Source organism: Enterococcus sp. DIV1059_2 (assembly GCF_051713685.1).
Lineage (GTDB): Bacteria > Bacillota > Bacilli > Lactobacillales > Enterococcaceae > Enterococcus_D > Enterococcus_D casseliflavus.
Genome location: NZ_JBIOQK010000001.1, coordinates 918737 through 945321 on the forward strand (window position 1 = coordinate 918737; position 26585 = coordinate 945321).

The window sequence follows — 26585 nt, forward strand, 5'->3', positions numbered from 1 at the left end:
AAAATTTAGTCATAACCAGTTAGGCAGAGTGCTTAACTGGTTTTTGTTTTACTTGGAAGATCAAGCCTTGAATGAGATAAATTCTTGCTCGAAAGTTGTGGAAATTTCGATAGCCGTAGGCTACTCGTTTTATCACTTTTATCTTATTATTTGTTCTTTCCAATGAACCATTACTATACCTGGGTTTTAAAGCATATTGAATCCCTAATTTGTATTTATTTAAAAACGTCAGCTTCTTACAAAACCATTGTGGAAGGCATTGATCTAAGCGGTTCTGTTGCAAAGTTTTAAATAAAGAATAAAATCCCTTACGGTATCTATGATTTAAGCTGGGATTCCCAATAATACCTTGATTTCAGTACAGACCGAAAACCCGAAGAGAGTGCCTTCTTTTCGGGTTTTCTTATATAATCCTAGAATGTCTTCCATGCCTTTAATCGTGGTAGAGGCAGTGCGTAAACTTCGATAGAATTTATTGCGTCTCTTTACTGGACGATGGTCTTGTTCAATCAAATTATTCAGGTATTTAATGGTACGATGTTCTGTCCCTTGATAAAAGCCGTATTCTTTTAGTTTCTTAAAGGCACTTGTAATAGAGGGGGCTTTATCTGTGACTACAACCTTCGGTTCATCAAACTGCTTCACTAACCGCTTAAGAAAAGCATAGGCTGCTTGTGTGTCCCGTTTTTTACGTAACCAAATATCCAAGGTTAAACCATCTGCATCGATGGCTCGATACAAATAATGCCATTTTCCTTTAATTTTGATGTACGTTTCATCCATTTTCCATGAATAAAAGGATTTTTTATTTTTCTTTTTCCAAATTTGATAGAGTAGTTTGCCATATTCTTGCACCCAACGATAAATCGTCGTATGAGAAACGTTAATGCCACGATCATATAAGATTTCTTGAACTTCACGATAGCTAAGGTTATAACGAAGATAGTAGCCCACGGCTACAATAATCACATCCTGCTGAAATTGCTTTCCTTTAAAAGGATTCATCGTCATTCCTCCTGCTATCTTTTTCTATTATTCTACCTTATTTGATAGTAGATTTAAAACTTTGCAACAGAACCGCTGATTATTTAGCTTATTAACGATAGACTCAATTGGTTTATTGAAACATACGCTACCTAAAAAATAATTAATCGTCAAATGATTTTTGAATATAGGAACAACAAAAAAAGTTGAAGCTAAAGAAATTGGAGCAGACGTTCAAAAAGACGGAACAGTTACAGTTAAAGGTTTAGACGGAAAAATGAAAGTTTTACCAAAAACAGGTGAAACAGCAAATATTGCATTGTCTGTCCTAGGTTCATTAATGGTATTAGGATCAGGAATCATTTTTAAAAAGAGAATTTAAGTAAATTTAAAAGCATGGTCGCAAGTTTCACTAGCAGCCATGCTTTTATTGAATCATTGTAGGACATTTTAAAGATAAAATTGCCCACTTTAAAATTAAACATGTGCTTAGAATCGTTCTAGGCAACACCAATAACAACAGATAGAATCAGCAACTTGGCTTCATTTTGAAATCATGCTATAATGAATGTGCGAAACGAGATAAGTTCTAATGAATAGCACAAAAGCCCAACCTATTGCGAGTAGGTCGGGCTTTTCTTTGCACTTGTTGCGAATACAAGCGTGTGAGTTAGACAGCAACTTGCTTGCTATCGTCTAATCATCTAACCAATGATCAACTAATGTGATTATTAGACCCACTAAAAGTGGTGCGATAACTAACGAGATAATTTGTTCCATGAATAGCACCCCCTTACGGGGCAAGTTGCCGTTAATTAGTATAGCATACTTAATATTCTAAACAGTTGATAAATTAAGATAAAAGCTAAAATCACTAATCACAAGTGATTTGTGATTAATCACTTGTGATTTACAAGGTGTAACGATATAATTAAATGGAAAACGTGCAAAATATTTACATAAACAGGGGGGAGAAACTTGGAACTAGCATTTAGAGAAAACTTAAAAAAGATGAGAGGTACCAAATCAAAAGAAAAATTCTCCCAAGAATTAGAAATGAGTAGATCAAATTATTCACGAATAGAATCAGGAAAATCAGATCCAACCATAAAAACACTAGAACAAATTGCAAAGTTAACTAACTCAACGCTAGTAGTGGATTTAATCCCAAATGAGCCAACAGAACCAGAATCAGAACAAGTAACATTGGATTTAGAAATGGAAGAAGAAATAATCTCAACTCTCCAAAATCCTCAAAATACCGCTATATCAAGCCATTTCCAGCCTCTACTTTTCCACCCTTGTTATCAATCCCACCAACTCGATGTGGCTTGAGAGGACAGAATGAATGTCATTTGAGTATGTTCGTTCTCGGAAACATATTCACTGCGTTTTTAGCACCATCGGTAGACGGGAACATATCCATTCATGATAAAAAATAACGTGTCTAATTGCATAATCATGATTGAGTAGAGTTGTCAAAAGAATAAACATAACGTATTTCAGTAAGTTTTTTTCCTGTAATTTCAATAATGCATTCATCGTCTTCATTGCATCGCCACTTATTCTTCCGGCTGAATCAATACTACCCCCTGCTCTGAGATGACAATAATGATATCACCTGAAGCTGGTATCCCCTTGTTGGAAGTATATCTTTCAAAAAATTTGACAAAACTTATCATCTAGTACAATTTCCATGCCTAAAACCACAATATTAATATCCCTCGACTACTATAACTTCACCTTCTTCATCAGTTGGGGGTTGAAAATGATCATAATAAGTGGAAGCTGTTTGCTCCGTCAATATGATATCATTTTGATGATTTCCGTTTCTTTTTCGAATACGTTCCATAACAACTTCCTTAGGTGTCTTTATATAATAGATTTTGGGTTCTATGTCGTATTTCTTTAATAATGAAATATATTCATTTCTCATTTCTCTAGACCAAAATGAATAATCGAGAACAATATCAATGTTTTGCATGATAAGTGAAATTAGTTTTTCATCAAGATAGGTTTTAATATCTTCTAAAACCTCCTGAGGTAAAGGATGTTCATTCAAACCTCGTTTGAATGATTCTTCATCATAAGATAGTATTGTCATCCCGGTACTTTCAAATTTTTTTGCTAGTGTTGATTTACCTGCTCCCGCAGGGCCGCACATTAAAATAACTTTACTTTTCGACAAATTATCTACTGTATTTTTCATTGATATAACCTCCTATAACAAACCAAGAAAACATGACACTCTCCTTAAGCATTATTACTATTCACTCTTTTCATGATTTCCTGTACTATTGATGTTTTAGCATTCGCATAGTGCTGGACATGCCTCCATTTATGCATTGGCACTTAATCTCTTATTACTGGAGTTAAATTCATATGATTTTTAATCTGCAAAAAAGTTTATAGCACCGTCGCTTATACCAGAAAATATAACAAACGCCGCATTGTTTTTTGTGCACTTTAATAATCTATTCAACTAAGGAATTAAGCTGGCTGTCAAGAGAGTAATATCGTATCGAATCTCAGGTGGAAATTTTCTGCGGTATCTTTTTTGACTGAAATGACATTAGTGTTTTTTGGGGATTGTGTATGTAAGTATTTTTTAAAATCATTTTAACAAGTTTTGGACAAAAATTCTCATGAAAAAACAGAATTTAAATAGCATGATAAATTAGAGAAGATAGTTTAATGTGCTTATAGGAACACCCCACTTTTACAGTCACAATCAATAACCTTGCTACTTTCTTTCGAAATTGATAAGAGTCTAAAGGATTGACAACGCTTGATAGTGAGCATAAACTTAATGTACGCTAGTTAGTTTACAAGTGCAAACTAAAAAAGTATGATGTGTCGTCTCTGAAATTCTCCCTGATTCAAGTCATAACCAGAGTACATATCGATTATTTTTTGATTCCATATTTTTTCCTTTATGTGCTGAGGATTAAGGGGTACCAATTGTAATTGCGCATTATATGGTCTTTGTTTAGAATCGCTCTCCAAAAAGCCAATTTTTTTGCATAGAATTTTAGATGTGGTACCATTAATTAGAATTATTATAAATAAGAAGTAGGTATCATTGTTTCAGTACAAAGACTAGGAGGAATGGAAGATGGAAATAGACTACAAGGATCATGGGAAGAAGCCGTATATCATTAATATTGAAGACGCCACCACAGGAAATGATAATTACCGGACGACCATTTGGACAGGCAGTAAACTGCAAGTCACCGTAATGTCCATTCAACCGGGCGATGACATCGGTTTGGAAGTGCACGAAGGCATTGACCAATTTATCCGTATTGAAGAAGGAGAAGGCGTGTGTAAAATGGGGCCTTCTAAAGATAACTTACATGTTCAACAAAAAGTGATGGATGATGACGCCGTATTTGTTCCGGCGGACATGTGGCACAACATCGAAAACACCGGTGATAAGCCGCTCAGACTGTATACCATTTATGCTGGTCCAGATCACCTTGAAGGAACGGTTCACCCTACTCATGAAGACGCCAAAAACGATCCAAACGAACACTGAGGTACACTAGGATGAAACAAAAGCCCTGCACCCGTATGGATGGTCCACTGGTGCAGGGCTTTTTTATAAAGGAGAGAAGTGGTATGAGTGATTCATTGTTTCAATTAGAGAAGGTTGGTTTTCAGGCAAACGGAAACCAAATCCTTCAAGATATCTCTTTTACAGTAAACAAAGGGGAAGTGATTGTTTTTTCTGGTCCTTCTGGAAGTGGAAAAAGTACCCTTTTGAAATTAATTGGTACGCTGCTTTCCCCAACTTCCGGAAAAATTTATTATCGAGGTACGGATCTGCAAAAAATCGATCCTGTGGAGTATAGAAAAGAAGTCTCTTATTTCTTTCAAAACGCTTCTCTATTCGATGAGACAGTTCAAGAGAACTTGTCTTTTCCTGCCCGCATAAGAGAAGAAGGATTTGATCGGGAACGTGCAAAAAAATTGTTAGAACGAGTTCAAATACCTGAAACTTACTTATCGAAAGAGGTCAAGGAACTATCAGGAGGGGAAAAACAACGGGTTGCATTGGTCCGAAATTTGATGTATCAACCGAAAGTGTTGCTCCTGGATGAAGTTACCAGTTCATTGGACCAAGAAAACAGAGCGATTGTCCTTGATTTAGTCCGAGACATGATGAAAGACCAACAAACTACGGTGTTGGCCGTCACTCACAACCAGGAAGAAATCGACCAAGCTTCTCGTCTGATTACTATCAAAGGTGGAAAAATGGAGGAATCGAAATGACAAACAATTTGGAAATCAGTAATCTTTCTTTGCTTTTATCCTCTGTCCTCTTGATAGTTGCCTTGTTGATTGATTACAAAGAGAAATTGGGATTAGGAAACGACATTTTTATTGCGGGAATTCGCGCTGTCGTTCAATTATTCCTTATTGGATATGTATTGAGCTACGTATTACGAGTGGATAACAACTTTCTCACTTTAGCGATGGTTTTGTTCATTGTGTTCAACGCTTCTTATAACGCCCATACACGCAGTGAGGGGATCAACCGCTCTTTTAAAATTTCAACGACGGCTATTGGAGTAGGAACAGCCTTGTCCTTACTCATTCTTGTTTTTTCAGGAGTCATTGACTGGTCCCCTTCCCAAATCGTTCCAATTACAGGCATGATTGCCAGCAACGCCATGACTGCGATTGGAGTGACCTATCGGTCTTTGAATTCAAAATTTACGGACCAACGCCAACAGGTATTGGAAAAATTGGCATTGGGAGCCAATAAAAAACAAGCGTCCATGAGTATTGTAAGAGAAAGCGTCAAAACGGGCATGGCTCCTTCAATTGACCAAACAAAAACGGTTGGACTTGTCAGCCTACCAGGTATGATGTCAGGGTTGGTTTTTGCGGGAATTGATCCTGTTCAAGCGATTCGTTACCAAATTGTTGTGATGTTTATGTTGATTTCAGTTACTGCGATTTCTTCGTTTATTGCTAGTTATATGGCTTACCGTGAGTTTTATAACAATCGCAGTCAATTAATTATATGATTTGGGATGATACACTACTCTTAAAACCAGTGGTTACAATTTTATGTAGTTAAAAGAAGACCTCACGAGAATAATTGCAAAAGAACTTCATTTTTTAAGGAAGAAGGATATTTTTGTCATCGAATCTTTGGAACGACTAGGGCGAAACTATGATGAAATTTTTTATATAGTGCAGCAACTGGATTAAAAGGATATCGGACTGATTGTTTTGAACATGCCTATCCTCAACCAATGAGAACTTTCGACGAACGGTTCTGTTGCAAAGTTTTAAATAAAGAATAAAATCCCTTACGGTATCTATGATTTAAGCTGGGATTCCCAATAATATCTTGATTTCAGTACAGACCGAAAACCCGAAGAGAGTGCCTTCTTTTCGGGTTTTCTTATATAATCCTCGGATGGCTTCCATGCCTTTAATCGTGGTAGAGGCAGTGCGTAAACTTCGATAGAATTTATTGCGTCTCTTTACTGGACGATGGTCTTGTTCAATCAAATTATTCAGGTATTTAATGGTACGATGTTCTGTCCCTTGATAAAAGCCGTATTCTTTTAGTTTCTTAAAGGCACTTGTAATAGAGGGGGCTTTATCTGTGACTACAACCTTCGGTTCATCAAACTGCTTCACTAACCGCTTAAGAAAAGCATAGGCTGCTTGTGTGTCCCGTTTTTTACGTAACCAAATATCCAAGGTTAAACCATCTGCATCGATGGCTCGATACAAATAATGCCATTTTCCTTTAATTTTGATGTACGTTTCATCCATTTTCCATGAATAAAAGGATTTTTTATTTTTCTTTTTCCAAATTTGATAGAGTAGTTTGCCATATTCTTGCACCCAACGATAAATCGTCGTATGAGAAACGTTAATGCCACGATCATATAAGATTTCTTGAACTTCACGATAGCTAAGGTTATAACGAAGATAGTAGCCCACGGCTACAATAATCACATCCTGCTGAAATTGCTTGCCTTTAAAATGATCTATCTTGATTCCTCCAAGCTATCTTTTCCATTCATTTTACCTTAAAATCAGTTTATCAGAAAACTTTGCAACAGAACCCTTTAAAGTATTATGAATATTCAAAACAACAGAGGGAGAACAGGAGTGAACACATGGGTGATTTATTAAAAAAAAAGAATTGATGCAATTATTAGAAATTTACCAAAAAATGGGAGAAGAATATCAAAAATTATTTAAAAAAGTGGAAATAAAACTTTATGAACTAACTAAGGAAGCATACATTTCCTAGACTTCGATCCGCCACAAAGCTTATGGCTGCGATTGCTATTCTACCCTGTTCAAATAATGGAAAAGCGATTTGAAATTCAAAAAAAATTTGTTATAATAGTCACATGAGAATCAATGAAGCATATTAAAACTAAATAATGAAAGCTTTGGAATATAACAGATTTTGTTTGTTGGTTATATTCATTGTGATCTGAACAGGCGGTGGACATATAAAAGGTCCATGCAGCCGGGCTGCAATTTTTGCGGCAGCAGAGTATGTAAATAATAAGGGCATACCTGTGGGACAGTTAATTCTGTTCTATAGGTGTGCCCTTTTTTATATATATATTTCTAAATAAAGGGGAGTGAAAAGATGAGATGAAATGGATTTGTAATAATTGGTAAGCAAAAAAACAAAAAATAAGAAAGAGGTTTTAGAAATGGTTGAGTATCTAACAAAAAGTAGGCAAGGACAATTTTTAGTTGTCGGTGTTTTATTTACAATCTTAGGGTTTATCTTTATCCCACTAAATGATGCATACAGTTCCATACTATTTTATATTTCAATTTTCTTTTTAGGCTTCTATGCGGCAAAACATGCTGTTGTTGAAACGATTAAAGATCGCTCACCAAATGTCGACCTATTAATGGTTTTGGCAGCAGTTGGTGCAGTAATCATTGATTTTGAGTCTGAAGGAGCGGCGTTGCTATTGATTTTTGCTGCTGCAGAAGTTTTGGAAGATTATGCAACGAACAAATCCACCAGCGCGATTTCAGAATTAATGGCGCAAGTACCCGACACAGCCCAAGTGCTAAAAGAAAATGGGGATGTAGTGGTTACCCCTACGAAAGAGTTAGTTATTGGGGACATTGTCGTGGTATCGAAAGGTGGTCAAATCCCTATTGATGGCTTGATCGACCGAAATGCAATCGTGAATGAAGCGGCTTTAACGGGTGAGTCTGTCCCAGTAGAAAAAGAGTTAAAGGAGGAAGTTTTTGCCGGAACGATTAATGAAGGAAATGTTTTTCATATAGAAGTAAACAAGACACTGAATCAAACCATGTTTTCCAATATTATCCGGATGGTTGAAGAAGCACAAAACAAACCTTCTCGAATCGCAAAGTTTATAGACCGTATTGAAAGTAAGTACGTGATTGGCGTTTTAATTATCATACCTATTTTCATCTTCTTTCTATATTATTTCCTAAGCCTACCATTAGAAGAAGCATTTTATCGTGGAATGGTACTTTTAACAGTGGCTAGTCCATGTGCATTGATGGCATCAGCTACACCGGCTACGTTAAGCGCGATAAGTAATGGAGCCAAAAACGGTATCTTATTTAAAGGTGGAGCCGCAATGGAAGCGTTAAGTACAATGAATATTTTGTATACAGATAAGACCGGAACATTGACGTATGGCGACTTCCAAGTGGTCGATTATCATTTGGACCAAGAGCTGTTAAAAGAAGTCATTTATATGGAGCAACAATCCAGTCACCCAATCGGAAGAGCAATTGTTTCTGCCTTTAAAGAGATTAACTTAGCACAAGTGAATCAAGCGGAATCGATTGAAGAAATTGCTGGTTCGGGAATTAAAAAAGGGGCAATCCTAGTTGGAAAACCGGATGCATTTAAGCAATATGATAAATTTGATCAGTTTGAAAAGCTACTGGAAAAAGGCGATACGACCATATTTGTAGCGAAGGGAAATGAAGTCGTCGGTTACTTCTCACTCCGGGATCGAATTCGTCCGCAGTCAGCGAGTACGGTTGCGGATTTCCAAAAAGAGGGCATCAAGGTTTATCTTTTAACGGGAGATAACGAAAAGGTTGCGGCACAGGTTGCAAAGGAAGTAAAGGTAGATGACTATATTTCTTCCATGTTACCGGAAGATAAAATAGATTTTGTCTTAAAAAGCCAAGGAAAAGAAGAAGTTGTTGGGATGATTGGCGATGGGATCAATGATGCGCCCGCGCTAGCGAATGCAGATATCGGAATTGCGATGGGAAGTGGCTCGTCAGTCGCAATGGAATCCTCTGATGTCGTTGTAGTGAAGAATGATTTGTCTAAATTGTTTTATAGCTATCAGCTAAGCAAGAAATTAAATAAAATCATTATTCAAAATGTCATTTTCTCCATCGCTGTTATTGTCAGCTTGATTACTTTAAATATGTTCGGCGTTCTGGGACTTCCTTTAGCAGTACTATTCCATGAGGGCTCCACAATCCTCGTCATCTTAAACGGCTTGCGGTTGTTAGGGTCCGAAAAAACAAAAGCGGAATTAAGTGGTGCTTATTAGACTGCATCATGATATTAGCTGAAAGGGTGAGCGAATATCTACAGCTTTTTAAATTTGTATCTGTAGGGAATGAAGCTTACCCTTGGCGAAAGCCTAAATCGTCAAAAAAGCTGATAATTTCTGAACAGAAATTATCAGCTTTATCTATTTTAAATACATGCTAAAAATCGTTTATTCAAACTTGATTGTCATCAATTATTAAAAACAATAAAGGAGCTATCATAGAGTTATACGAAAGAGTAAAACAAAAAAGACCGCGCAGTGAAAAACTATTTTCGAAGGAAAACCACTTCTTGATGAGGATCAATTCTTAATCTGATTCAATCCAGTAGACTTACATTACAAACAACAAACAGGAGGAAAAAATCATGCAAAGGTGTATTTTAGGAAAGAAAAATCAAATCACCGTCATCAGTGGCATATTAATCGTAATAATTTCCTTCGTTATCGATGGCCTCGATTTGGATGGCAACGGACTTATTTTTTAATCTAGCCACTTGAAGCACCTCGCCAATCTCTTGTTCGGACATTTGGGGCTTTGGGGAATTGATGTGAGCCAATCCTTTTTGAATTTTTTCCTGTTCAGCTGTGTGTTCAGATAAGAAAAAGCCCGCCCATTTTTTCATACCCCGGTCTTGATATTCGTCATTCAAATATTTCATGGATAATCACTCCTTTAGAACCATTATAAGAACAAGTGTTCGTTTTGTGAAGGGGGACAAGGAGTAAATGTCCTGATTTTTTTTATCAGCGACTTTCATTTACTGATGAAAAGAGAGAATAATAACAAAAGCAGGGAAAAGAAAAACTCCTATAATCGCAATCGTTTTTCCTTAAAAGACAAGAGTATGGAGTGCTTTTTTCAAAAGCATATCTATTGAAACCATTTTTTCGTTTTGTGTCGCCATACGCCCTGAACGGTTCTGTTGCAAAGTTTTAAATAAAGAATAAAATCCCTTACGGTATCTATGATTTAAGCTGGGATTCCCAATAATACCTTGATTTCAGTACAGACCGAAAACCCGAAGAGAGTGCCTTCTTTTCGGGTTTTCTTATATAATCCTAGAATGTCTTCCATGCCTTTAATCGTGGTAGAGGCAGTGCGTAAACTTCGATAGAATTTATTGCGTCTCTTTACTGGACGATGGTCTTGTTCAATCAAATTATTCAGGTATTTAATGGTACGATGTTCTGTCCCTTGATAAAAGCCGTATTCTTTTAGTTTCTTAAAGGCACTTGTAATAGAGGGGGCTTTATCTGTGACTACAACCTTCGGTTCATCAAACTGCTTCACTAACCGCTTAAGAAAAGCATAGGCTGCTTGTGTGTCCCGTTTTTTACGTAACCAAATATCCAAGGTTAAACCATCTGCATCGATGGCTCGATACAAATAATGCCATTTTCCTTTAATTTTGATATACGTTTCATCCATTTTCCATGAATAAAAGGATTTTTTATTTTTCTTTTTCCAAATTTGATAGAGTAGTTTGCCATATTCTTGCACCCAACGATAAATCGTCGTATGAGAAACGTTAATGCCACGATCATATAAGATTTCTTGAACTTCACGATAGCTAAGGTTATAACGAAGATAGTAGCCCACGGCTACAATAATCACATCCTGCTGAAATTGCTTGCCTTTAAAATGATCTATCTTGATTCCTCCAAGCTATCTTTTCCATTCATTTTACCTTAAAATCAGTTTATCAGAAAACTTTGCAACAGAACCAATTGAACTCACATAAAAAACATCTAAACCAAAATATCTACAAGCTTGGAAAGGATAATAGGTTGTTATTAAAAATAATTTTTATTCCTGAATAATTCATAGCTTTAATTCTTTGACAAATCATATTCTTATAAATTAGACAAGAGAAAATAAATATTCCATATCTACTTTATTGGATCCATAACATGACTAAATTCTGAATACTTTTTAAAGCTTATCATTTGGTAAAACTGAATATAAGTTAATGATATAGACTGAAAATTTTGAATTTTCAGAATAGAATAACTTAAAAGTACTGACAAAATTTTTTAAAGGGACAATATTAATGTTCTGAGATAATCAAATCTTACCGAAAATATCAAAACCCTAATGTGACACAATCAGATTATGTCACATTCGTTAAAATCGCTCCATCCTTAGAGGCTCTAAGAGGAAATCACTTTTCTTTTAGGGCCTTGTCATTTTAATATTTAAATGGCGCATAGTTTGCTTCATAACTAGCGTTCAAAAAAACTAAAAATGTATCATAAAAAGAAGGCACGCTTATAAACATGCCTTCTTTTATTTGTTGTGTTATTTAACTTTCATCAATCGTAATCCGTTTAATGTTACTAAAAGCGTTGCTCCCATATCTGCTACAATAGCAATCCATAGTGTTAGCCAACCTGGTATGACTAGTAGTAGAGCTAATAGTTTTATACCTAATGAGAAGGTGATATTTTGCTTAATTACTTTTAGAGTTTGGCGGCTAAGTCTAACAATGAATGGTAATTTTTGTAAATCGTCGCCCATTAGAGCAACATCAGCAGTTTCGAGAGCCGTATCTGTTCCTGCACCGCCCATTGCAATACCAACCGTCGATGCAGCTAATGCTGGTGCATCATTAATGCCGTCGCCCACCATTGCTACTTTATTATAAGTTGTCCGCAACGCTTTAATCGAATCTAATTTTTCTTGAGGCATTAGATCTCCTTTTATTTCAGTCACACCTAATTGCTTACCAATAGATTCAGCGGTTTTAGTATTATCACCAGTAAGCATAATAGTGTGTTCAATTGACAACTTGTGGAGTTCAGAAATAACGGCAGCACTTGAATCTCTTACTTCATCCGCGACAGCAATTACTCCTAAAATTTGTTCGTCAGTACCGAAATACATGGCGGTTTTCCCTTGTTCTTGAAATTGTCTGTATTGTACTTTGACCGCTGTTTCTTCGATTACTGATGCAGAAAACAGTTTAGGGCTTCCAATATAGTAACGTATGTTTTGATGTATACCTGTAAGTCCTTTACCTGTGATAGATTGGAAATCCTCGATTTGTATTGACTTGTAATCCACATTAGTTTTATCCGCTTCGTTTAATATAGCAGAAGCTAATGGGTGTTGAGAAAGAGATTCCAACGATGAAATAATCGATAGATAATTTATATCAGTTTCAGAACTGGTTGCAATGAAATCCGTTACGACAGGCTTTCCTTTTGTTAAGGTTCCAGTCTTATCGAAAGCAATTGCTCTCAAATGACCAATTTCTTCCAGATAGACTCCGCCTTTTACTAAAACACCATTTTTTGCTGCATTACCAATAGCCGAAACAATTGAAACAGGTGTTGAGATCACTAATGAACAAGGACATCCGACAACTAAAATGGATAACCCTTGGTAAAGCCATTTATTCCAGTCACCACCAAAGAATAGCGGAGGAACAACCACTATCAAAAGGGCCATAATAATTATGAATGGCGTATAGTATTTTGCAAATTTATCTACAAAGGCTTGTGCAGGAGCTCGTTCTCCTTGCGCTTCTTCAACTAAGTGAATGATTTTGGCAATCGTTGTATCCGTTACTTTTTTTGTTACTTTGACTTCAAGAACACCTTCTTCATTTAGTGTTCCTGCAAACACTTCATCATCTAACTGTTTTTCAACAGGAACCGATTCTCCTGTTATTGCTGCTTGATTTACTGAAGAATGACCGTTGATAACAAGCCCATCCATGGCTATTTTTTGTCCGGGTTTAATGATCATAATATCGTCGATATCGATTTTATCGACACTGACTAATTGCTCTACATTGTTTCTCCTGATAAGAGCTTCTTTGGGAGCTATATCCATAAGAGAACGAATCGACTGTCTTGCTTTATCCATTGAAAATCGTTCCAAAGCTTCGCTAATAGCAAATAGTATTACTACAATAGAACCTTCGGCCCATTCTCCAATAAATGCGGCCCCAATAATTGCAATAGTCATTAAAGATTCCATGGAGAAGTCCAATTTGATCAAATCAGAGAACCCTTCTTTAAATAAATCAAATCCACCAATTATTATTGCCAATATATAAAGAGCTTTCGTTAATAAATGATCTTCGCCCAATGATAGTTGGGAAATCACAGCAACAAGTATAAAACCAAGAGAGATGATTAAAGCGATATTCCGTTTAATAAAAGACTCTTTTGATCTAACTTGTTCATCATTTTCTTGATCATCACGAATGATAAGATTTTCGAAGGCTCCCGCTTCTTCGAGTTCTTCAATTGTTGTTTGGCCTTCTACTGAAATCTTACTTGCACCAAAGTTTACTGTTGCACTCGTAACTCCTGGCAACTGTTTTACATTTTTTTCAAATTTACCTGCACAATTTGTACAGCTTAATCCTTCTATTCGATAGGTTTTTTCGGTCATTTTCTCACTCATGCTAGCACCTCTTCTTTAAAATTTACGCCAAGCTCCATAAGATTTAAGATTTTGATATTTTTAATAAAATAGTAGACTAACTTACCATCCTTGTGACTATCAACTATTCCCAATTTTTTTAAGGAGTTCAGATGGTGTGAAGTTGTTGCGACCGAAGCATCAATGATATTAGCAATATCACAAACACATAGCTCATCTTCATGAACTAAAGCATGTACAATTTTAAGTCGATTTTCATCTGACAATATTTTAAAGAAACCACTTACTGACGGAGTATCAAAGTTTGCTAGTTTAGATTTAGCACGATTAACTTTGTCTTCATGAATACAAGTTATTTCACAAATTTCATTATTCATACGATCATCCCTTTACATTCAAATGTTTGTTTGAATGTATTGTATCAGAACATCCATCTATATTCAAGTGAATGTTTGAATGTTCATAAAATGACATATTTCTGGACACTCTTTTAGATAGCATAATTGATAGGTATCACTTTATTTTTGTGTTCATAAACTCGAAAATAAATCATTGTTCAATATAAATTTAAATTTATGAGTATTAGGACAAACATTGACTGTGGTCAGAAACTTAAGAGTTTCGGACCCTGATTTTTTTCTTGTTTCTTAGCTTATTCGGCAGCTCAACTAATTAGGTTCAGTAAGTTATTTATTTAAACTACAACAACAAAAATTAAGTTGAGTAAAAAAAGTTGAATCACCGAACTTAAGATTGGTTCTTCCTCGGTGTCATAGTTTAGGACAAAGCTTTTCTGACAGAGATTACCAAATATAAATTAGTGCAGTTTATACAAATTTCAAGCAACCTATAACAATAAATATCCCCCAAAATATGTAGTAATTAAGTTTTGATTAATGCGAAAAGTAATAATGAGAAGTGGTATAATGAGAATATGTAATTTGTATTTTAGTATCACTCTGTTTTTTTAAAATAAATAATTGTTTAAAAATAATAATTAATTAATGGAGAAAAAGTATGTGGAAAGATAGTGAAACAAATATTGATTATTTAAATATTGATCATCTAGTTAATCTTCTGAAAGACATTATCAGCGATAACGATTTATCACCAGCATCCGTTGGAGTTTATGGCGACTGGGGATCAGGAAAATCAAGTTTGATTGAACTGTCTCTAGATAGTTTTAAAGAGGAAAAGAATATTCTTACTGTTAAATTTAACGGATGGCTTTTTGAAGGCTATGACGATGCTAAAAGTGTTCTATTATCAACGATATTAGATGAAATTAAAAATAACCGCACTATAAGTGCAACAGCGCAAACAACTTTGCGAGGTCTTTACAAGAGTGTGGACAAAATCAAAATAGCGAAAGGAGCAATTAAATTTGGTGCGGATTATTTCCTTACTGGTGGGGTTTTGACGGCAGCTAAAGAGGGAATAAAAGGGATCAAGTCTTTAATCTCCGAAGAAGAAACAGTTCCAACAGATCAACTAAAAAAAGTTGTCCAAAATGTACAGGACGAATTGAATATGACAGAAATTCGTGAAGACATATCATCGTTTAGGTCAGAGTTTTGTTCATTGTTAAAACAAACCAATACAGAAAAATTAGTAGTTTATATTGACGAACTTGATAGATGCAATCCTGAAACTATTTTGGAAACATTAGAGGCAATCCGATTATTTCTTTTTACAGAGAATACTTACTTTATTATTGGCGCGGATGAGAGACATATTCAGTATTCTGTTCAAAGAAAATTTGCGGATATCGAGGGTAATCAAATGAATATTGGTAAGGAATATCTTGAAAAGATTATTCAGTATCCTGTGAATATTCATAGAATGAAGTCTGCAGAAGTAGAGTTTTATATCTTTTGTTTATTAACAGAAAAGTGGAAGAATGAAAACTATGCTTTTTCTGACATACTGAACTACTTGATAGAGAAAAGAAAAACAAATATTTTAGAGTTTGATTTATTTAATTCGGTATCAAGTAATTCAAATTTTAATAACGATGAGATTAAAGATAATTTACAATTAGCCAAAAATTTATCACCAATTTTATCAAGAGGAATGAATGGCAATCCAAGACAATGCAAGCGCTTTTTAAATACGATGGAGTCAAGAATAATCATGGCGAAGTACAATAGTATAATTTTAAATAAATTAGTATTGGCTAAGTTGATGTTACTGGAATATTTTAGACAAGATGTTTTCGAGCTATTGCTTAATTCTGTTACGAATGGAGATGAAACTTCTCAAGAAAATTTGAAGCAATTTTATATTTTGGAAAAAGGCAATGAAGGCACAATCATAAATCCAGTGCTTAAAGCTTTTGGAGAAACGGCATGGGGAAAATCCTGGCTTAAATTGTCTCCTGAGTTTCATGAAGAAGATTTATCGCCTTATTTTTATTTTTCAAGAGATAAGATACAAGGAGTGGAAGAATTAGCAACATTTAGCTTTAGTCCTGGGGCTAAAAATATTTATTCGCTGCTTGTTGATCATACACATGGATATAAAGAAAGGGTAGAAAGTCTGATCCATAATATTCAACCTACTGAATTGGACGAGATTATAACAGCAATTTTTACTGAAAAAATTAACAAGGTGGATAAAATCCAAGTAGATGATTTTACTTCATATATGTATTTTGGAAGTTTAACGTCAAATTTAACTAAACTATTAGTAGCTTACACGAAAATGGTTCCTTTTGATAGTTTAACAGTAGGAATGGCACCATATATTATAGAAACCGAAAATAAAATCCAGGATGATGACTTCACAATGTTAATAGACGATTGGATTGAAAAAAATACTTCAGTAAGTCGTGCTTTACAAGCAGAAAGGGGGAAATAATATGGGGACTTCATCATCATACAAAGGTCCAAACGGGAGAAATCCGTTACTCCCAGATGATTTTGGAAAAAGTTGGGCAGATCTTAAATCAGAAATGAGTCAGTTTATAACCGGAAGTAGAAAAAATAGCTCAGAACGAATTTTAGGAAAATATGTTAGAGCAAATGGTGGTAGTCAAGCATTAACTCAGCGAGCACAATCCGCAGTCAGTTCATTGGGAGGCTTTATTGGATTCCTGAATAACGTCCAAGAAGTTGGATTTGCAAATTCATTTGAACAATTGAAGATTGACTATGACGCGAAAAATCCGATTATTGCTTTTAGTCAACTAGCGAATAAATTAGGAGCATCTGGAGAGTTCAAAGAGGATGTAGTGGCTAGAGATGCGCTGCTTAGGGCATCATCTGAGCTATATGAATTAATGGATGACCTAAAGGTACCGTTTGATACTCCTTTGCCACAGTTACCGGATTATTTTTTGCTGGAAGGTGTAAAGATTTATTGCGCAGAATTAATCATAGCAATGGTTTTTAAAGATTTAGGTTTTAGTTTAGAGAAATATGGAGGTGACGCCGAAAGGGTCATTGAGCGCGAAAATGAAATGAGAGATTATGTGAAGTCTTCCGTGGATGTTGCAGTTAATAATGAAGGAATTAATGGTAATCCGGAAAAGATTGCTACTGCAATTATAAAAAATTGTTTTGAAATTTTTGTGGAGGAACGATGATGAAACAATTAGTTGGGAAAGCAAATTTTAATAATGAATTATTTGAAATTGACTTAGAGGATAACAAAATACAAAAGAATAATTTTTGGGATAGATTTTTGAAAAATGAATTATTTAGTTATCCATCTACAGAAGCAATTGATTTAATGTATCTTTCAGAATTCGTCTATTTTTGTGACAGAAATTTTATGCGTGAATTAAATGATGATGGATGGAAAAGAGATATATCATTGAGTATTCCTGTATTAAATATAAAAAAATTTGAAGATAAAAAAGACATAATACAAGATTTATTAAATTTCTTGAGTGGAGATACGTGGAATTTAAGTTTCTTTAAAAGAAAAGAAACTGATAATGAGAAACGTTATCGGAGTAAATGTGCCGATAGAGACCAAAATTATATTTCTAATGTCTGCATGTTCTCAGGTGGACTTGATTCATTCATAGGAGCAATTGATTTGCTTGAAAAAGAAGAAAAGCAAATTTTTGTAAGCCACTATGGGGGAAGTAAAGGTACGTTAAAATATCAGGATCTATTAAGAGAACAATTAATGGGTAAGTATCCTTCTTTAAATGAAAATGATTTTTTTCAATTCTATATAGCTCCTCAAATACAACACAAGGATAGAAATGAAGATACAACACGTAGCCGCTCGCTCTTGTTTTTTTCACATGCAATATCTATAGCAACGTCAGTGGGTGCTAACAAACTTATCATTCCAGAAAATGGATTTATTTCCTTGAACGTTCCTTTAACACCTGCAAGAATAGGAAGTAGTAGTACAAGAACCACTCACCCATATTACTTTCTGTTGTTTGAAAATTTACTTGAAGGTCTGGGAATTAATATTGAAATTTACAATCCTTTCAAGTATTTAACTAAGGGCCAAATGATAAAGAACTGTAAAAATCGAAATTTTTTAGAAAAAAATATTGTAAATACTATGTCATGTTCCAAACCTGATCATGCAAGATGGAATGGTTACAACGAACCAATTCATTGTGGATACTGTATTCCATGTACAATAAGGAGAGCATCAATTTTAGAAGGTAAATTTATAGATAAAACAGAATATTTTGTAACTGACTATTCAACTAACGAATCAAAATCGAACTTAAACGCATTCAGATTAGCTATCGCAAATAATATGGAGAAGGACCCATTATTTACAATTCAAAGTAATGGACCAATACTAAATAACTTTGAGGAATACGGAAAAATTTACCTCAATGGCCTTATTGAACTTAAGAATTTTTTGGAGAGACTTAAATTATGATTTTACATGATACACATTTACATTTAGATCTAATGAAAAACCGTAAAAAAATTGTTGAAGAAATTACCAAAAAAAATGTTTACTCTATAGCTGTCACCAATTTACCCACAGTTTTTAATCGAGATAAACAGATAATTCCAGAAACAAAATATTTAAAACACGCACTAGGATATCATCCGGAATTAATTTCTGATTATCCAGATTTACTATCAGTATTCAAGAAAGAACTAAAGAATACGCGATACATTGGAGAAATTGGTCTTGATGCTTCACAACGGAATAGACAGTCACTTGAAAAACAAAAGGCCATTTTTTCATCAATAGTATCAAGCTGTCACGAAGTGGGTGGGAAAATATTGACTGTTCATTCTAGGAAAGCAGAAAAAGAAGTTTTTAGTATATTGGGTGATAAATTTAACGGCCAAGTTATTTTGCATTGGTATATGGGAACTATGAAAAATCTCGAAATTGCAATTGATAGAGGTTATTGGTTTTCTATAAATCCCCAAATGATATCAAGTAAGAATGGACGAATGATAATTGATAAAATCCCCATTGAAAGATTCTTAATAGAGACTGATTCGCCATTTGGTATAAATGAGCAAGAATTAGATTATATTTCCATTTTCAGAAACATCATTACAGCAATTTCAGAAATTAAAAGCGAAAATACTCTATTTATAGAGGAGCAATTAGATAGAAACTTTAGAAAGCTAATTAACTCATAATATAATATTATCTAGCTATATCTAGACTGATGATTTTTTTAGTATCAACGAAAGAGACACAAGCAGGTTGTGTCACTTTCGTTAAAATCGATCCATCCTTAGAGGCTCTAAGAGGAAATCACTTTTCTTTTAGGGCCTTTTTTCTATAGCTTGTTTAAATGTGACTTATTATCTGTTATAATCATATTAAGTAACATTTGAAAGGCGGCTAAAAATGAAGAGCGTAGAACCGATTCGCGACAAAAAAAAGATCGATGCCATGAAAGCAATTTTGGCTTCCGGCAAATATGGGCAACGAAATTTGGTGCTTTTTTCGATCGGGATCAATACAGCGTATCGAATTTCCGATTTAAGACAGTTGAAATTAAGTGATGTGTTAGAAATTTCCCGTGGACGGGTGATTGTCAAAGAACGTCTGGCCATGAAGGAACAAAAAACAGCTAAACACAATTCGGTTTTCATTTCGAACAAATTACGAAAAGTGATTCTTGAGTATGTTCAATCGGATTTTCCTGACCAGCTGCAAGTACAGGACTTCAGTAATTATTTGTTTCCAAGTCGAAAAGGAGCAGATACGCCTTTGACCCGACAAAGCCTTTGGCGGATCATTCATGAAGCAGGAACGGCGGTTGGGTTGAAAGAAATTGGTCCCCATTCGATGCGCAAGACCTTCGGCTATTTTTTGTACAAGCAAGGGACCAAAACAGAGATTATTCAGTCGCTGCTAAACCATTCTTCACAACGGGAGACCTTACGCTATATTGGAATCACCCAGGAAGACAAAGATACTGCAGTAAAGAGTTTGGATCTATGACAGAATAATGCCCTATATAATAGAAGGAAAAATTCAAAAGGTGAGAAAATGAACGAAGAAAAGCGTCCGAAATTTCCTGATAAATACCACTTATCTCGCAAAGAGTCTGTGTATTTATTGAAGAAAAACATTGTGGAACTGGTGTATAATGCGGGAAAATTTGAAGGGTTAAATACAACGTTATTACAAACAGAAGAGATTATCAAGTATAATCGAGCTAATAATGTGGCTGTAGATGATGTCCTGACCGTCGTTAACTTAAAAAGAGGCTTTGAAATGCTTTTAAACGACTTACAGGAGCCCCTAATAGAGACAAGTAAGCGGATTAATCGGATCGTTGCAGCGGAAGATACCCTTTTTCCTGGTGAAATAAGAACCGGCGGAGTTGAAGTATCGACTATTCAAGGAAGATATGTGCCACCAGTGTTAACTGAAGATGAGGTAAAGAATCAATATGACGAAATAATGAATCAAGAGATATCAGAGACAGAAAAGGCATTGCGACTGTTTCTATTCATTTCGAAAAATCAAATATTTTGGGACGGTAATAAGCGGACAGCATTGTTGAGTGCCAACAAAATTATGTTTGGCCAAGGATTAGGCTTATTATCAATACCAAGTAATTTATTTGGTCAATTTAATAAACTTTTATCAGTGTATTACAATAGTGAAGATTTAAATGAAAAAAAAGAACTTTTATCTTTTCTATATGAAAACTGTATATTTGGTATAAACTATTAAATTCAAATGGCATCGAGGAGGAAATAACTTGACGAAAATAAATTGTATTAAAATTAAAGGTTTCCGAAGTTTTGAAGATGCTACAATCACTGTAGCAAAAAAATCTTTAATAATAGGGGCGAATGATGTAGGAAAAACTAATCTAATTTACGCTCTACGACTTCTTTTCGATAAAAAGATTAGTGAGAGCGATCTAGAACTGTTTGATAGTGATTACTGTATCCATTCTTCATCTAATCAAATTTCTATTGAAGTACACTTTGAAAATGTCATAGAAGATTGTTTAGTCTCAACTTTTAAAGGATTAATAAAAGAAGATAAGATGATTATTAGATTCTATAAGGAAAAGGGAAAACCATATATAATTTATTGTGGGTTTAACGATGAGACTATGACAGCTTTTGAAAACAGATTTTACATAAGACATTTATTTATGGAGTGTGTCGATACTAATCGTGACTTAAATAAGTTTATTAAAAAAGAAAAAAGTACTCTTTTAGTTAACGCAAAAAAATCGAGAGAAGAAGAACAAATTCAAAAAGATGATGCTCTTGAAAAAAGATTGCAAAAAAGGTTAACTCGAATAAATAATTCAATTGAAAAATTAAGTTATATTGAAAAAGCTTTAGACGTTGTAAATGATGAACTTAAAGAGATGTCCATTCATCATAGTAAAGGTAATTTAGAGTTTACAGTTCCTGAAACTGACATGTCTAAAGTCTTATCTGACGTGAGCTTATCATTTAGGGAGGAAGGGCAGAAAATAGGAGTTGGAGGAGATGGAAAGAATAATCAAATCTTCTTAGCAACTTGGATTTCTAAACAAGCACTAAATGATAATACAGATGAATATGTATGTTTTTATGCTATTGAAGAACCAGAATCTCATTTGCACCCTCACCAGCAACGTAAACTTTCCTCTTATATTATGAGTAAGTTTACTTCTCAAATATTTATTACTTCGCATTCTCCATTCATAGGAACGGATTTTGTACCTGAAAATATTATAAAACTAAAGAAAAATGATGGGAAAACTATAGCTGCTTCTAATGGAGCAAGCGAAAGAATTTCTTCGGGGATTGATGAATTCAACTATAGGCTAGATCTAATTACATCAGATTTATTTTTTGTTGACGGAATGATCCTAGTGGAAGGCCCTTCAGAAAAAATATTCTATCAAGCATTATGTAGTGATTTAGATATTGATTTAGATTTTTATAACTTTTCTATAATATCTACAGCCGGTGTAGGATTTACACCTTTTATCAAAATGTGTCAGTTATTAGAGATCCCATTTACTCTTCGTACTGATAACGATATTTTTAACAAAACTAGAGATAAACAAGATTACCAATACTGCTCAGGAGTAAATAGATTGCATAAGTTATTTAGAGATAGCGTAATTGATGATGAAAGAATAATTAGTGATTTCACTGAGAGCGATTTTGAGTGGATTGTAAAGTCTCCTGAGGAAACAAAAATTATTCCACAAGAGAAAATTCAGAAAATTAACGAACTGAAAGATATTTTTGAGAGTAAAGGATTATTCATAGCTGATACAGATTTAGAAGAAGACTTAGTTTATCAGCTCTCCTTAAGCGAAGGCTGGGATAATGGTTATCAAAATACTCTAATTAAAAAGTTGAAAAAAAGAAAAGCTACTAATATGTATGATTTTGTGAGAAGTGAAACTTCTTTTATTTCTCTTAAAGACAAAGATATTTTTAACCCTATTTCTTATCTGTTTAAAGAAGTATACGGCTTAGATTGGGAGAAACAAAAATGAAAAAGCCTACAACAGAACAAATTAGAGTAATTAATAGTGATAATAATTGTGTTGTCACTGCTTGTCCAGGGAGTGGCAAGACGTTTACAATTGTAGAAAAGATTAAAAGACATAGTAAAGATTTAAAAAATTATGAGGGATTAGTTGCAATATCGTACACAAATAAAGCTGCAGATGAAATAAAAAGTCGATTGAAAGGAGAAAACACAAAAAAATTTTTTATCGGGACAATTGATAGTTTTTGTCTCAAAGAGATTATATTTCCATTCTCAAAATATGTTATTGAAAAGAACATAGAGGATTTTGAACTAGTAGGTTCTAGTAATAATGAAAATAAAGATGATGAGTATTATACAAAGCATTTAGAAGCTGGGCAGATATACTTGAACGATATTGCCGATTTATCTTATTTTATATTAAGACAAGTTCCCGAATGTGTGAATTATTTAAGAGCTAAATATAAAATGATATTTGTAGATGAATATCAAGATTGCAAAAAAAATCAACATTTATTATGGAAATTCCTTTCACATCAAGGGATAAAGTTAGTTGCAGTTGGAGATATTGACCAATCAATATATAGTAGCTTTACGGATGCTAATCCTGAATTTTTAAGAGAGCTAATGAGTGATAGTAGTTTTACCTCTTTTGAATTGACTGTAAATCATCGATCACATCAAACTATCGTTGATTATGCTATGCGATTCAAAAATGCTAATCATGTGCCTCGAATGAACGAGGATTCAAGGATAACCAAAGTTAATATTAAGGGAAACGAGAAAAATATAGTTGAGTCCTTAGAAAATAATATTTCTGACATTAAAAATAAATATAATATTGAAGAAATGTCAAATATGGCTATATTTTGTCGTTCCAATGACATGGTTAGTAGAGTATCTCAGTTTTTGAAAATTCCTAACAAAGATTATAGCTTAGTAGCATTTAAAAAGGAAGATGACTTCAGTAGATTTTGTATGCATTTATTAATTAGATTTTTTCAATATAAGAAGAAAGAAACTACAAAAAAAGATTGTGTAGAAGAATTGGTAAATACACATAGAAATCAAGAATTATACAAAGAAACTAGAAGAAAAGTTGATTTGCTGTTTTCTAAAAAACCAGAAGACTTAATTTCTGAGATTGACTTAATTTGTTCACTTTATTTGGAAACAAAAAATCGACCAGTTACTGAGCAAAATAAAAATGAATTGATTCATATATTGAAAGAAAAAACTTTATTAGATACTTTTAAACCTGCAGAAAAAAATGAAATCCAAGTTATGACTTACCATAAATCTAAAGGACTAGAATTTGATGTGGTTTTCCTAATGGATTGTTACAGATATATAATACCTAACGAATATAATAAAAAATATACAAATCTGGAAGCAGATGAGAATTTACACTATGTTGGCTTGACGCGGGGAAAAGAAGCAGTATATATATTGTTAGGAACTGAGAGATTCAGATCAAAAACATCTGATTATATCTCGGCTAGTGAATCTATTTTCTTATCTAGAAATGGTTTAGTTAATTTAAGAAATTATGATAATTGGACATAATTTGAATGTAATTAAAAGCTAAAGTATCGTTGCAAAACCAATATTATAATTAAGAAGTTTTGCAACGAATTTATTATTTCTTTTATAATAGAAATTAAACTTACACGAATGAAAAATATAAATTATTTCAAATAAATTTAAAGAAATATATAAAATCATTTTAGTTTACATAAGATAGATTATGCGAAGTTACCGATAATGAATAGCTTTAAATCAGGATAATTGATGCATTGATTATATTTATGTCAACTAAATTCCCATTATCATAAATATAATCAACTTAGTTAGATGAATTTAACATGATTGTCTATCTTGATAACATAACTATTGATAATTACGTGTAAAAAAAAGAAATCATACAATTAGTTGATCCAATTCTTTTTTTATCCGGTAAATTGTTTGCCTAGTCACATTATAGTCTTTTGCAATCTTTGAGATAGCAACTCCATTTTCAAGATCCTGAACGATGCTTTTATAAACAAGGCGCCGCTGAGGATCTTTTGTGTCTGCACTGTATAACTTAGGACGACCTTTATAGACGCCGTTTGCTTTCGCGATTTTAATTCCTTGTGCCTGGCGTCGTTTCGATTCAGTACGCTCTTGTTCAGCAATCATGGCCAAGATCTGAATGATTAGGTCTTTGATAAATTTATCTAGGAGTGGATTTCCGATTGCTTCAGCCATTATTGGTAAACTTGTGATAATGAGCCGCACATTTTTCTTTTTTAGATAATTAACTGAATCGATAATCTCGTCATAATTACGTCCAAGTCGGTCGATGGCTTCTACAATAAAAATATCCTGTTCCCTAACAAAATCTAATGCTTCTTGAAAAATCGGTCTTTGAGTAATAGTCGCTCCGGATTGTTTTTCGATGAAAATTTTTTCTGCACCGAATTTTTTCATTTCTTCGATTTGACGTTGTTCATTTTGATCGATCGATGATACTCGGATATATGAAATTTTCAAAAGTTTTACCTACTTTCTACAAGTATTTAAAATACACCCTAATCATACATTGAAAAACCATATTTTTCAATGTTATATTCATGTCTATTTAGGGTACGCTTTAAATATACAATTTGATTGAGAATGATAAAAGCCAAATACCTTATAAAAAGCATGGCCCTCCTTTTCGGTGGGATTAAGTATTTTTGATGTTCCACGAAATCGGTGAGAATTATAAAAGTTTTAAATAGTTATTTAAAAAAAATGACCATTGCAATTAAATGATGATAGGTTGTATAATTGATAATATAAGAATTTCGTTGATTGATGTCCCAGATTTTATGTTTGAACTTAATTGGTCTTAATTTCAAAGGAGAGTAAAAGATGAACAATTTTTCGAACGCTTTACGTGAAAAGAACTTTAAATATTTAGTTACATTATTCTGCAGTATGATGATGCTTACTATCGTATTCCCTCCCGTCCAAGTGAGTGCAACAGAAGCATCCAATGTTCAAAATGAAGAAATAACAAATGACCAAATTAACAAGTTAGACAAATATGTTTTGTTTAGCGAAGATGGTTTTTATAGCATATCCGAAACAGCATCTACCGAACTTTCTTCTAATGAATATGCATTACTAGTTGAAAAAATCAATGATGCAAACAGTATGGTTGAAAGCTTACAGGTTGATTCAAAAACTGAAAAATTGTATATTGATGTTAATGAAAAAACTGTAACGATCGAAAAGACTGGCAATAACGTCTATCTTAGAGCATATAAACAAGGAAAAACAGCAATTAAAGGTTACTGGTGGGGCACGAGAATCTGGATTTCAAAAAGCGCAGCAAATAATATTTCTACTGGAATTTCAATTGGAGGAGTTTTCATTAAATCAAATCTAATTGGTTTAGCAGTTGCTTTAGGAGGTGTCGCTTTATCAAATGTGCCTGGAGGTTTTGTATTTAACGTATCTACCATATTCGTACCTGGCATGACATTTAGTGGGACATCAATACCGTGGGGATTTGAATGGCAATAAAAAAGAAGGTGAGCTATCATGAAAATTTCTAAATTTAAAATTTATCATATAATTTTAGTCGTTGTTTTTATTTTAGCTTTAGTATTTCTAAAATATGATCAAAGTTTGTATCGAAATATTTTTTATATAATCTTAATTATTTCTTTAATTGTAAA

Annotated in this window: 25 protein-coding genes and 1 riboswitch; of the genes, 15 read left to right on the plus strand and 10 right to left on the minus strand. The window is 33.8% G+C overall.

Features of this window, described 5'->3' with window-relative positions; translation table 11 throughout:
• Positions 1–19 precede the first annotated feature (19 nt).
• Together IGI72_RS04375 and IGI72_RS04380 are read right to left on the minus strand one after the other, a co-directional pair.
• Positions 20–346, minus strand: coding sequence for a transposase (locus IGI72_RS04375; RefSeq protein ID WP_375354779.1), 327 nt, complete (start codon positions 344–346; stop codon positions 20–22).
• Complete coding sequence (locus IGI72_RS04380) at positions 325–1005, minus strand: IS6-like element IS1216 family transposase (RefSeq protein WP_162985212.1); 681 nt, start codon at positions 1003–1005, stop codon at positions 325–327. Before IGI72_RS04380 ends, IGI72_RS04375 begins: the two co-directional genes overlap by 22 nt.
• Positions 1006–1165: 160 nt before the next feature.
• Here IGI72_RS04380 and IGI72_RS04385 point away from each other — a divergent pair, with 160 nt between their 5' ends.
• Positions 1166–1366: an LPXTG cell wall anchor domain-containing protein gene (locus IGI72_RS04385; RefSeq protein WP_002337566.1), complete on the plus strand. Its 201-nt coding sequence runs from the start codon at positions 1166–1168 to the stop codon at positions 1364–1366.
• A 314-nt stretch (positions 1367–1680) separates the two neighbouring features.
• Here IGI72_RS04385 and IGI72_RS04390 read toward each other — a convergent pair whose 3' ends face one another.
• Entirely contained in the window at positions 1681–1764 is an 84-nt protein-coding gene (locus tag IGI72_RS04390) for a type I toxin-antitoxin system Fst family toxin (RefSeq protein WP_071869432.1), read from the minus strand.
• A gap of 198 nt (positions 1765–1962) precedes the next feature.
• On the opposite strand from IGI72_RS04390, the gene IGI72_RS04395 reads away from it, so the two are divergent.
• The gene (locus IGI72_RS04395; RefSeq protein ID WP_002337567.1) at positions 1963–2319 is read left to right on the plus strand and encodes a helix-turn-helix transcriptional regulator; all 357 of its coding nucleotides are present in this window, start codon (positions 1963–1965) and stop codon (positions 2317–2319) included.
• Positions 2320–2698: 379 nt separating this feature from the next.
• On the opposite strand, the gene IGI72_RS04400 is transcribed toward IGI72_RS04395, so the two are convergent.
• The gene (locus IGI72_RS04400) at positions 2699–3193 is read right to left on the minus strand and encodes an AAA family ATPase (protein ID WP_002337568.1); all 495 of its coding nucleotides are present in this window, start codon (positions 3191–3193) and stop codon (positions 2699–2701) included.
• A gap of 906 nt (positions 3194–4099) precedes the next feature.
• On the opposite strand from IGI72_RS04400, the gene IGI72_RS04405 reads away from it, so the two are divergent.
• The 3 genes from IGI72_RS04405 (at position 4100) to IGI72_RS04415 (ending at position 6020) form a co-directional block, all read left to right on the plus strand.
• Complete coding sequence (locus IGI72_RS04405; protein WP_002307506.1) at positions 4100–4522, plus strand: cupin domain-containing protein; 423 nt, start codon at positions 4100–4102, stop codon at positions 4520–4522.
• Positions 4523–4605: 83 nt separating this feature from the next.
• Complete coding sequence (locus IGI72_RS04410) at positions 4606–5259, plus strand: ABC transporter ATP-binding protein (RefSeq protein ID WP_002307505.1); 654 nt, start codon at positions 4606–4608, stop codon at positions 5257–5259.
• Complete coding sequence (locus IGI72_RS04415) at positions 5256–6020, plus strand: ABC transporter permease (RefSeq protein WP_002337614.1); 765 nt, start codon at positions 5256–5258, stop codon at positions 6018–6020. Before IGI72_RS04410 ends, IGI72_RS04415 begins: the two co-directional genes overlap by 4 nt.
• 304 nt (positions 6021–6324) lie before the next feature.
• On the opposite strand, the gene IGI72_RS04420 is transcribed toward IGI72_RS04415, so the two are convergent.
• The gene (locus tag IGI72_RS04420; RefSeq protein ID WP_162985213.1) at positions 6325–7005 is read right to left on the minus strand and encodes an IS6-like element IS1216 family transposase; all 681 of its coding nucleotides are present in this window, start codon (positions 7003–7005) and stop codon (positions 6325–6327) included.
• A 444-nt stretch (positions 7006–7449) separates the two neighbouring features.
• Positions 7450–7558: riboswitch (NiCo riboswitch) on the plus strand.
• Between the two features lie 130 nt (positions 7559–7688).
• On the opposite strand from IGI72_RS04420, the gene IGI72_RS04425 reads away from it, so the two are divergent.
• Positions 7689–9548, plus strand: coding sequence for a heavy metal translocating P-type ATPase (locus IGI72_RS04425; protein WP_002337545.1), 1860 nt, complete (start codon positions 7689–7691; stop codon positions 9546–9548).
• 422 nt (positions 9549–9970) lie between these two features.
• Here the strand turns inward: IGI72_RS04425 and IGI72_RS04430 are convergent, their stop codons facing one another.
• The 4 genes from IGI72_RS04430 to IGI72_RS04445 form a co-directional block, all read right to left on the minus strand.
• Positions 9971–10210, minus strand: a complete 240-nt coding sequence (locus tag IGI72_RS04430; protein ID WP_002316697.1) for a hypothetical protein — start codon at positions 10208–10210, stop codon at positions 9971–9973.
• Between the two features lie 311 nt (positions 10211–10521).
• Positions 10522–11202, minus strand: coding sequence for an IS6-like element IS1216 family transposase (locus IGI72_RS04435; protein WP_375354781.1), 681 nt, complete (start codon positions 11200–11202; stop codon positions 10522–10524).
• 648 nt (positions 11203–11850) lie between these two features.
• Entirely contained in the window at positions 11851–13968 is a 2118-nt protein-coding gene (locus tag IGI72_RS04440) for a heavy metal translocating P-type ATPase (RefSeq protein ID WP_001291323.1), read from the minus strand.
• Positions 13965–14324: an ArsR/SmtB family transcription factor gene (locus IGI72_RS04445; RefSeq protein WP_074536946.1), complete on the minus strand. Its 360-nt coding sequence runs from the start codon at positions 14322–14324 to the stop codon at positions 13965–13967. Before IGI72_RS04445 ends, IGI72_RS04440 begins: the two co-directional genes overlap by 4 nt.
• A gap of 640 nt (positions 14325–14964) precedes the next feature.
• Between IGI72_RS04445 and IGI72_RS04450 the strand changes: the two genes are divergently transcribed.
• The 8 genes from IGI72_RS04450 (at position 14965) to IGI72_RS04485 (ending at position 24441) form a co-directional block, all read left to right on the plus strand.
• The gene (locus tag IGI72_RS04450) at positions 14965–16806 is read left to right on the plus strand and encodes a KAP family P-loop NTPase fold protein (RefSeq protein WP_142425226.1); all 1842 of its coding nucleotides are present in this window, start codon (positions 14965–14967) and stop codon (positions 16804–16806) included.
• Position 16807: 1 nt separating this feature from the next.
• Positions 16808–17533 carry a hypothetical protein gene (locus tag IGI72_RS04455; RefSeq protein WP_142425227.1) on the plus strand — a complete coding sequence of 242 codons (726 nt, stop codon included), beginning with the start codon at positions 16808–16810 and terminating at the stop codon, positions 17531–17533.
• Positions 17533–18810, plus strand: a complete 1278-nt coding sequence (qatC, locus tag IGI72_RS04460) for a Qat anti-phage system QueC-like protein QatC (RefSeq protein ID WP_185932368.1) — start codon at positions 17533–17535, stop codon at positions 18808–18810. Before IGI72_RS04455 ends, qatC begins: the two co-directional genes overlap by 1 nt.
• Positions 18807–19538, plus strand: coding sequence for a Qat anti-phage system TatD family nuclease QatD (gene qatD / locus IGI72_RS04465; RefSeq protein ID WP_142425229.1), 732 nt, complete (start codon positions 18807–18809; stop codon positions 19536–19538). The genes qatC and qatD overlap by 4 nt, the downstream gene beginning before the upstream one ends.
• Positions 19539–19752: 214 nt before the next feature.
• On the plus strand, positions 19753–20352 hold the full coding sequence (locus tag IGI72_RS04470) for a tyrosine-type recombinase/integrase (RefSeq protein ID WP_021470057.1): 600 nt from the start codon (positions 19753–19755) through the stop codon (positions 20350–20352).
• Positions 20353–20400: 48 nt separating this feature from the next.
• Positions 20401–21093 carry a Fic family protein gene (locus tag IGI72_RS04475; RefSeq protein WP_029485587.1) on the plus strand — a complete coding sequence of 231 codons (693 nt, stop codon included), beginning with the start codon at positions 20401–20403 and terminating at the stop codon, positions 21091–21093.
• Positions 21094–21121: 28 nt separating this feature from the next.
• On the plus strand, positions 21122–22879 hold the full coding sequence (locus IGI72_RS04480) for an ATP-dependent nuclease (RefSeq protein WP_029485588.1): 1758 nt from the start codon (positions 21122–21124) through the stop codon (positions 22877–22879).
• On the plus strand, positions 22876–24441 hold the full coding sequence (locus IGI72_RS04485; protein ID WP_029485589.1) for a UvrD-helicase domain-containing protein: 1566 nt from the start codon (positions 22876–22878) through the stop codon (positions 24439–24441). The genes IGI72_RS04480 and IGI72_RS04485 overlap by 4 nt, the downstream gene beginning before the upstream one ends.
• A gap of 354 nt (positions 24442–24795) precedes the next feature.
• Here the strand turns inward: IGI72_RS04485 and IGI72_RS04490 are convergent, their stop codons facing one another.
• Complete coding sequence (locus tag IGI72_RS04490; RefSeq protein ID WP_074536930.1) at positions 24796–25410, minus strand: recombinase family protein; 615 nt, start codon at positions 25408–25410, stop codon at positions 24796–24798.
• 363 nt (positions 25411–25773) lie between these two features.
• On the opposite strand from IGI72_RS04490, the gene IGI72_RS04495 reads away from it, so the two are divergent.
• Positions 25774–26430 carry a hypothetical protein gene (locus IGI72_RS04495; RefSeq protein ID WP_074536929.1) on the plus strand — a complete coding sequence of 219 codons (657 nt, stop codon included), beginning with the start codon at positions 25774–25776 and terminating at the stop codon, positions 26428–26430.
• Positions 26431–26585: the final 155 nt, after the last annotated feature.

Coding starts and splice junctions, on each gene's coding strand:
- IGI72_RS04380 (WP_162985212.1), bottom strand. CDS start 1,005: ATGAATCCTTTTAAAGGAAAGCAATTTCAGCAGGATGTGATTATTGTA.
- IGI72_RS04390 (WP_071869432.1), bottom strand. CDS start 1,764: ATGGAACAAATTATCTCGTTAGTTATCGCACCACTTTTAGTGGGTCTA.
- IGI72_RS04400 (WP_002337568.1), bottom strand. CDS start 3,193: ATGAAAAATACAGTAGATAATTTGTCGAAAAGTAAAGTTATTTTAATG.
- IGI72_RS04405 (WP_002307506.1), top strand. CDS start 4,100: ATGGAAATAGACTACAAGGATCATGGGAAGAAGCCGTATATCATTAAT.
- IGI72_RS04410 (WP_002307505.1), top strand. CDS start 4,606: ATGAGTGATTCATTGTTTCAATTAGAGAAGGTTGGTTTTCAGGCAAAC.
- IGI72_RS04415 (WP_002337614.1), top strand. CDS start 5,256: ATGACAAACAATTTGGAAATCAGTAATCTTTCTTTGCTTTTATCCTCT.
- IGI72_RS04425 (WP_002337545.1), top strand. CDS start 7,689: ATGGTTGAGTATCTAACAAAAAGTAGGCAAGGACAATTTTTAGTTGTC.
- IGI72_RS04430 (WP_002316697.1), bottom strand. CDS start 10,210: ATGAAATATTTGAATGACGAATATCAAGACCGGGGTATGAAAAAATGG.
- IGI72_RS04440 (WP_001291323.1), bottom strand. CDS start 13,968: ATGAGTGAGAAAATGACCGAAAAAACCTATCGAATAGAAGGATTAAGC.
- IGI72_RS04445 (WP_074536946.1), bottom strand. CDS start 14,324: ATGAATAATGAAATTTGTGAAATAACTTGTATTCATGAAGACAAAGTT.
- IGI72_RS04450 (WP_142425226.1), top strand. CDS start 14,965: ATGTGGAAAGATAGTGAAACAAATATTGATTATTTAAATATTGATCAT.
- IGI72_RS04455 (WP_142425227.1), top strand. CDS start 16,808: ATGGGGACTTCATCATCATACAAAGGTCCAAACGGGAGAAATCCGTTA.
- qatC (WP_185932368.1), top strand. CDS start 17,533: ATGAAACAATTAGTTGGGAAAGCAAATTTTAATAATGAATTATTTGAA.
- qatD (WP_142425229.1), top strand. CDS start 18,807: ATGATTTTACATGATACACATTTACATTTAGATCTAATGAAAAACCGT.
- IGI72_RS04470 (WP_021470057.1), top strand. CDS start 19,753: ATGAAGAGCGTAGAACCGATTCGCGACAAAAAAAAGATCGATGCCATG.
- IGI72_RS04475 (WP_029485587.1), top strand. CDS start 20,401: ATGAACGAAGAAAAGCGTCCGAAATTTCCTGATAAATACCACTTATCT.
- IGI72_RS04485 (WP_029485589.1), top strand. CDS start 22,876: ATGAAAAAGCCTACAACAGAACAAATTAGAGTAATTAATAGTGATAAT.
- IGI72_RS04495 (WP_074536929.1), top strand. CDS start 25,774: ATGAACAATTTTTCGAACGCTTTACGTGAAAAGAACTTTAAATATTTA.